We start from the raw sequence: 6344 nt of genomic DNA on the forward strand, positions 1-6344 counted from the left end.
CCGGCGGCGCCCTCGGCGACCGCCCCGGTGACGGTGTCGGCGGGGGCCTCGGCGGGCGCGTCGGCCGGCGCGGGGGCGTCGCCCACGGCCCGCGTCTTGAGCGCGACCTCCTTGATGAACAGCGTGATCAGGAAGGCGAGCAGCGCGGCCGGAGCGGCGTAGAGGAAGACGTCACCGACACCGTGCCCGTAGGCGGCCTCCATGACCGTGCGGAACGGGGCGGGCAGCTTGTCCAGGTCGGGGATGCCCCCGCCGCCGGTGCCGCCGTGGCCCAGGGCCGCGCCCTGCGGGCCGAGGTCCGCGAGGCCGTCCTTCACGTAGTGGGTGACGCGGTTCGCCATGACGGCGCCCAGCGCCGAGACGCCGATCGCACCACCGAGGGAACGGAAGAAGGTGACGACGGAGCTGGCCGAACCGAGGTCCTTCGGGTCCACCTGGTTCTGCGTGGCGAGCACCAGGTTCTGCATCATCATGCCGATGCCGAGACCCATCACGAACATGAAGACGGCGATGTGCCAGTACGTCGTGTCGTAGCGGATCGTGCCGAGCAGGCCGAGACCGGCGGTGACCAGGAAGCCACCGCTGACCAGCCATGCCTTCCAGCGGCCGGTCTTGGTGATGACCTGGCCCGAGATGGTCGAGGAGAGGAACAGACCGCCGATCATCGGGATCGTCATCACACCGGACATCGTCGGCGACTTGCCGCGCGCCAGCTGGAAGTACTGGCTGAAGAAGACGGTGCCGGCGAACATCGCGATGCCGACGAACAGCGAGGCGAGCGAGGCGAGCGTGATGGTCCGGTTGCGGAAGAGCCGCAGCGGGATGATCGGCTCGCTGGCGCGGGACTCGGTGAAGACGAAGAGCAGCGCGAGGACCACGGAGCCGGCGAGCATCACGCCGGTCTGCCAGGACATCCAGTCGTACTTGTCGCCGGCGAAGGTCACCCACAGGAGCAGGAGCGAGACGGCGGCACTGATGAAGAAGGCGCCGGTCCAGTCGACCTTGACCTCGCGCTTGACGACCGGGAGCTTCAGGGTCTTCTGGAGCACGATGAGGGCGATGACCGCGAACGGCACACCCACGTAGAAGCACCAGCGCCAGCCCATCCAGCTGGTGTCGGTGATGACACCGCCGAGCAGCGGGCCGCCGACCGTGGCGACGGCGAAGACCGCGCCGATGTAGCCGCTGTAACGGCCGCGCTCGCGCGGGGCGATCATGGCGGCCATCACGATCTGGGCGAGGGCGGAGAGACCGCCGACGCCGATGCCCTGCACCACACGGCAGGCGATCAGCATGCCGCTGCTGGTCGACAGACCGGCGACGACCGAGCCCGCGACGTAGATGATCAGGGCTATCTGGACCAGCAGCTTCTTGCTGAACAGGTCGGAGAGCTTGCCCCACAGGGGGGTGGTCGCGGTCATCGCCAGGAGCGAGGCGGTGACGACCCAGGTGTAGGCGCTCTGGCCGCCGCCCAGGTCGGAGATGATCTCCGGAAGGGCGTTGGAGACGACGGTCGACGACAGGATCGCGACGAACATGCCGAGCAGCAGCCCGGCGAGTGCCTCCATGATCTGCCGGTGTGTCATCGGCGTGCCGTCGGAGGCGTCGTGGCCCCCGTGCTTGGCGTGGCCGCCCCGCACACCGGTTGGTGTGGTCGTAGCCATGTAAGTCCTTGTCTTTGCTTCTGTTACGCGGGTGTACGGGTGTACGAGCCGTCATGGCTGTCGTCCCGGCGGGAGCGGCAGTCGCCGCTGTGCTTTCCGGAGGCGCACCCTCCGGTGCCGCGACAGGAGAAGCTGTCGCGCAGCCGGGCAAGCAACGTGTTGAGCTGTCCGACCTCGTCGTCGGACCAATCCTGAAGATGGCAGGCGAACATCTCGGTCGACCGGCGGGAGAGGTCCTCCAGCACTCCTTCACCCGCGGGGGTCAGCCGCAGGATCCGGGAGCGCCTGTCCGCCGGGTCCGGGAACCGTTCGATCCAGCCCCGTTCCGCCACGTGGGCGACGTGCCGGCTGGTCACCGACATGTCGACCGCGAGGAGCTCGGCCAGCCGGCTGATCCGCATCTCCCCGTGCCGGCTCAGCAGAGTCAGCACGGCGGCGGAGCCGCCGGGGCATTCGGCGGGCAGGATGCGGGCGAGACCCCTCTTGACGGCCCCGATGGCGCTCAGCTGCCGGGCCAGTTCTTCGTACTGACTCCGTGCGGCCACGGGACCCCCAGACAATCTCACCGGTCATCTTGTTGCTTAGGGCAACCATAGAAGCCGTTGGTTGCTGCAGGCAAACGAAAAGGGGCTTGCGGAAGTAAAGGAACGCAAAAGGGTACGCCGGGTGCTGGTCAAACCCGCAGTGTGTGCGGTAGAGGAGGGGGTGATGTGGTCTGTGCCACAGGGTGGTGGATCGGTGGGCGACGCCCGGGGGTTGGGCCGTTCGCCCGAGTTCGCTAGGGTCCTGCGACATGGCACACAATCCCCACGCACCGCAGGGTCCCGAGGGCTCCTACGACCCGGCCGGCAGCACCCAGATGTTCCGCGCCTTCGTCGACGAGGGCGAACCGCAGCGCGCGCAGCAGCCCGCCGCAGTCTCCTCCGGGCCGAGGACCGGACTGATCGCCGGAATCGTCGCGGTGGTCATCGTGCTCGGCGCGGTCGCCTGGCTCGCGCTCGGCTGACCCGACCCGTCCAGCGTCCCGTCCGCGCTCCGACCCGCATCCGCCTCCGCGCCGCTTCCTCGCCGACCCGCGAGGGGGCGGCGCTGTCGGTTCGCGGGCGCGGGCGTACGGGAACGCGCACGGCCGCCGAGGGTGCGCCTCGGCGGCCGTGCGAGCGGGCTCTCGCGGCGGCGCTCAGTCCGCGATCAGCCCTTCCCTGAGCTGGGCGAGCGTACGCGTCAGCAGGCGGGAGACGTGCATCTGCGAGATGCCGACCTCCTCGCCGATCTGCGACTGGGTCATGTTGGCGAAGAACCGCAGCATGATGATCTGGCGCTCGCGCGGCGGGAGCTTGGCCAGCAGCGGCTTGAGCGACTCGCGGTACTCGACGCCTTCCAGCGCCGTGTCCTCGTAACCCAGCCGGTCGGCCAGCGACCCCTCGCCGCCGTCGTCCTCGGGGGCGGGCGAGTCCAGCGACGAGGCGGTGTAGGCGTTGCCCACGGCCAGGCCGTCGACCACCTCCTCCTCGGAGACCCCGAGTGCCCGGGCCAGCTCCGGGACGGTCGGCGAGCGGTCCAGCTTCTGCGCGAGCTCGTCGCTGGTCCGGGTGAGGGCGAGCCGCAGCTCCTGCAGCCGGCGCGGCACCCGCACCGACCACGAGGTGTCCCGGAAGAACCGCTTGATCTCGCCGACGACGGTGGGCATCGCGAACGTCGGGAACTCCACGCCGCGTTCGCAGTCGAAGCGGTCGATCGCCTTGATCAGGCCGATGGTGCCGACCTGGACGATGTCCTCCATGGGTTCGTTACGGCTCCGGAACCGCGCCGCCGCGTACCGCACGAGGGGCAGGTTGAGCTCGATGAGTGTGTCCCGCACATAGGCACGCTCCGGGCTGTCGGTCCCTCCGGGGCCCGGGGCGGGGCCCAGTGCGGCGAGCCGCAGGAACAGGGAGCGGGAGAGCGTGCGGGTGTCGATGGCTTCCGGCGAGCTGGTGAGCGCAACGGGTGCGGGCTCGCTCTTGTCGAGCGTGAGCACCTTCGAGCTGCCCTGTTCTACGGACATGCCACCCCCTTGAGGTCGCGGACGGTCGCAGTGGCCACGACCATCGGAGGAACGCAGCCTCCACCTGAATACCGGAGGCGGGGCTGCGGCAAACTCACTTCCCGCAGAATGTCACATGTCGGCAACGCGCTGTAGTGACTTGTCGACAAGTCCAGGGGGAGTCTGCGCAGTTAACAAGGGGTGTGAGGCTTTTGGTTCCGGGGAAACGCCTCGGGAACGGTCTACCCGTTTCAGTTACGCCTCGATCCTGTTTGCGGATCGGAGTCTGGCGAAACTCCGGGCCAGGAGCCTTGACACGTGCATCTGGGAGACACCCAGTTCGGCACTGATCTGGGACTGCGTCAGGTTGCTGTAGTACCGCAGCAACAGGATCCGCTGCTCCCGTTCGGGCAGTTGTACGAGGAGGTGGCGGACCAGGTCCCGGTGCTCGACGCCCGCGAGGGCCGGGTCCTCGTAGCCGAGCCGGTCGAGGAGGCCGGGGAGCCCGTCGCCCTCCTGGGCGGCCTCCAGCGAGGTCGCGTGGTACGAGCGCCCGGCCTCGATGCAGGCCAGCACCTCGTCCTCGGAGATCTTCAGCCGCTCGGCGATCTCCGCGGTGGTGGGCGAGCGGCCGTGCGCGGTCGTCAGGTCCTCGGTGGCGCCGGTGACCTGCACCCAGAGCTCGTGCAGCCGGCGGGGGACGTGGACGGTGCGCACGTTGTCCCGGAAGTACCGCTTGATCTCGCCGACGACGGTGGGCATCGCGAACGTCGGGAACTGCACACCGCGTTCCGGGTCGAACCGGTCGATCGCGTTGATGAGCCCGATGGTGCCGACCTGGACGACGTCCTCCATCGGCTCGTTCCGGCTGCGGAACCGCGCGGCGGCGTACCGCACCAGCGGAAGGTTGGCCTCGATCAGCGCGGTGCGCACCCGGTCGTGCTCCGTGGTGCCCTGCTCCAGGTTCTTGAGCTGCCCGAAGAGCACCTGGGTGAGCGCCCTGGTGTCGGCGGTCCGGGAGCGGGCGGGGGCGGCCGTCTCGTCGGGGGTCTCGTGGACCGTCGTCTGCGCCTGGCCCGGCGGCGGGGCGTACGGCCCGGCGGGCGGGGCGGCCGGTGCCGCCTGGTGGGCCTGGGGAGGCACTTGAGGCGCTGTACTGGCCGGCACGATGACGCCACCCCTTCGCGGTCGACAACTACGGCTTGCGGTCAATTTCGGTCAATCCGTCCGTCAAAAGCGGTCATAGCATCACAAGACATGACCACTATGCGCAAGCACCCCATAGCGCCGTGTTGACCTCTCCCGGGTTTGAAACGGCCGCCGGGCGTCCAGCGGGTCCTGGACATAGAAAAGCCCCTCACCGTCACGGTGAGGGGCTCGCAGGGCCGAAGGCGTCAGAACGGGTAGTCGGCGATCACCCAGGTGGCGAACGCACGCCACTGACCGGCGGCCGCCTGATGGTCGGGATGCTCGAGGTAGCGCTTCAGTGCGGCCTCGTCCGCGACCGCGGAGTTGATGGCGAAGTCGTACGCGATCGGCCGGTCGGTGATGTTCCAGGCGCACTCCCAGAACTCAAGCTCCGGAACGGTCCCTTCCAGCGCCCGGAACGCCTCCGCACCCGCGACGACCCTCGGGTCGTCCCGCTCGACGCCGTCGTTCAGCTTGAACAGGACCAGATGGCGGATCACGCGGTTCCCCTAGTTGACGAGCTCGGACATGAAGTCGCCGACGCTCTGCGCGGCGTCCGCGATGCCCTCGAACCCTACTTGCACCAGGTCCGCGGCCCGGGCGGGGGAGTTGATGATCGTGTAGAGCACGAAGACGCCTATCACGTAGAGAGCTATCTTCCTCGCTTGCGCCATCAGCCCCTGACTCCCCTTCGATCCCCTGCGGTTTCGATCCCCTGTGCGGTCGGGCGAGTCTATCCACACGCATGCGCGGATCTGCCTGCCGTTTCCGTCACGTGCCGTCCACTGCGGGTCAGGGACCAACGTCCCGCGCACAAGGGCCCTTGGTCCGCCCGCGAACGGGGCCCGGCGAGGCAGGATGGAAGGTGAGCTCCTCGGTTTCCGAGGGGCCGGGAACGGGACCCCTGCCGGGGACCCATGCCGTGGCCTCCCCCGACCGCGGCAAGGAGCGGCAGACCCCGTGACCGGGGGAAGCGGCACATCCCCCCGATGCCGCTTCCCCCTCCCCCTACTTCTTCTCGCCGCGCTCCTCGTTCCGCGAGCCCTTGCTCCGGGAGGCCGGCGCATCGCCCAGCGCGTCGTACAGGTCCCGTCGGCTGATCCCGAACGGGCGGAGCACCGTGCTCAGGGTGCGCGCGGTGACCCCCTGCTCCACCAGCAGCGGGACCAGGGGCCGCAGGTCGACGTTCCAGGCGGCACGCTGCGGGGGCGCGAGGACGAACACGCCCTCCTCCTCGCCCGCGAAGGCCGCCACCGCCTCGGAGAGCGGCAGCCACCTCACCCCGTGGCCGAGATCGGGATGCCCGTCCGGCACGGCGATCCGGCGGTCCTCCGCGGACCCGGCCAGCACCTCCGCGAGCGCGCCGAGGTCGGCGGCGGGCGCCCGGAACACCACGGGGGCCGGTGCCGTACGCAGCAGCTCCGCGTGCGGCGGGGCGGCGAGCGCCCGGCGGTCGGTCCGGCCCA

Annotated in this window: 7 protein-coding genes and 1 pseudogene; 1 reads left to right on the forward strand and 7 read right to left on the reverse strand. The window is 69.7% G+C overall.

Annotated features, from left to right (window positions below; translation table 11 throughout):
- A partial coding sequence (locus G3I41_RS11165; RefSeq protein ID WP_239081581.1) for an MDR family MFS transporter occupies positions 1-1664 on the reverse strand: 1664 nt, incomplete at its 3' end.
- A gap of 23 nt (positions 1665-1687) precedes the next feature.
- Entirely contained in the window at positions 1688-2209 is a 522-nt protein-coding gene (locus G3I41_RS11170; RefSeq protein WP_164400046.1) for a MarR family transcriptional regulator, read from the reverse strand.
- Positions 2210-2457: 248 nt separating this feature from the next.
- Between G3I41_RS11170 and G3I41_RS11175 the strand changes: the two genes are divergently transcribed.
- Positions 2458-2670: a hypothetical protein gene (locus G3I41_RS11175; RefSeq protein ID WP_161208819.1), complete on the forward strand. Its 213-nt coding sequence runs from the start codon at positions 2458-2460 to the stop codon at positions 2668-2670.
- A gap of 174 nt (positions 2671-2844) precedes the next feature.
- Here G3I41_RS11175 and G3I41_RS11180 read toward each other — a convergent pair whose 3' ends face one another.
- From G3I41_RS11180 to G3I41_RS11195, 5 genes and pseudogenes are all read right to left on the reverse strand, one after another.
- Positions 2845-3711, reverse strand: a complete 867-nt coding sequence (locus G3I41_RS11180) for an RNA polymerase sigma factor SigF (RefSeq protein WP_164400047.1) — start codon at positions 3709-3711, stop codon at positions 2845-2847.
- Between the two features lie 234 nt (positions 3712-3945).
- Positions 3946-4833 (reverse strand): RNA polymerase sigma factor SigF, encoded by an 888-nt coding sequence (locus tag G3I41_RS11185; protein ID WP_164400048.1) that lies wholly within the window; start codon positions 4831-4833, stop codon positions 3946-3948.
- A 251-nt stretch (positions 4834-5084) separates the two neighbouring features.
- Positions 5085-5378 (reverse strand): Dabb family protein, encoded by a 294-nt coding sequence (locus tag G3I41_RS11190; RefSeq protein WP_164400049.1) that lies wholly within the window; start codon positions 5376-5378, stop codon positions 5085-5087.
- Between the two features lie 9 nt (positions 5379-5387).
- Positions 5388-5552 (reverse strand): hypothetical protein, encoded by a 165-nt coding sequence (locus G3I41_RS36350; protein WP_203600732.1) that lies wholly within the window; start codon positions 5550-5552, stop codon positions 5388-5390.
- A gap of 334 nt (positions 5553-5886) precedes the next feature.
- A pseudogene (locus G3I41_RS11195) lies at positions 5887-6344 on the reverse strand (DUF371 domain-containing protein); the annotation flags it as partial.

The organism is Streptomyces sp. SID9727 (assembly GCF_010550605.1).
GTDB lineage: Bacteria > Actinomycetota > Actinomycetes > Streptomycetales > Streptomycetaceae > Streptomyces.